Here is a 635-nt window from a genome sequence, read left to right as displayed (position 1 = left end):
AAAGACACCGTTTCTAACGGCATCTTTTTTATTCCGGCGACTTTGCTTGCTGCTTCAGCAGGTCTCTGATTTCTTTCAGCAGCTCCTCCTGCGCATCCACCGCTTCCTCCGCAGCCTCTTCTTCTGCTGCTTCTTTTTTGCGCCTTAACCCATTCAAAGTCCGAATGACGATAAAAATGGAGAACGATATAATTAAGAAGTTCACAATCGTCTGTATAAAGCTGCCATACTTCACTACAGCATCGCCAAACGTAAACGACAGGCCTGAAAAGTCAAGCCCTCCCAGCAGCAAACCGACCAAAGGCATAATGATATCATTTACTAGAGATGTGACGATCTTTCCGAAAGCGCCGCCTATCACAACACCAATCGCAAGGTCTACGATATTCCCCCGCATGGCAAAGGCTTTAAATTCATTCCACATACAATCACCTGCTTTTCTATATTTGTAAAGAAAAAAAGACAAATGTGCCGCTGGCCATCTGCCTTTTTTCAATTATTCTCCGAGGGCAAAAGTCAGTTCTACTTCGCAAACGACTTCGCCATCAACTGTGGCAACGCCTTTTCCGCGCCCGATTGTGCCGCGGGCACGAATGATTTCAACCTCAAGGTGAAGCTGGTCACCAGGCTTGACT

The 635-nt window shown here is 46.5% G+C and carries 1 protein-coding gene and 1 pseudogene; both read right to left on the bottom strand.

Features of this window, described 5'->3' with window-relative positions:
- Window positions 1-28: 28 nt before the first annotated feature.
- Window positions 29-424, bottom strand: a complete 396-nt coding sequence (gene mscL, locus ACWHAR_RS28620) for a large conductance mechanosensitive channel protein MscL (protein WP_021445844.1) — start codon at window positions 422-424, stop codon at window positions 29-31.
- A gap of 72 nt (window positions 425-496) precedes the next feature.
- Window positions 497-635: pseudogene (locus tag ACWHAR_RS28615) on the bottom strand (3-hydroxyacyl-ACP dehydratase FabZ); the annotation flags it as partial.

The organism is Bacillus sp. LR--39 (assembly GCF_053613335.1).
This window is presented reverse-complemented; position numbering and strand designations above follow the sequence as displayed.

What these genes read in the sequence shown, in the direction of transcription:
- mscL (WP_021445844.1), bottom strand. Translation starts at nt 424, where the DNA reads ATGTGGAATGAATTTAAAGCCTTTGCCATGCGGGGGAATATCGTAGAC.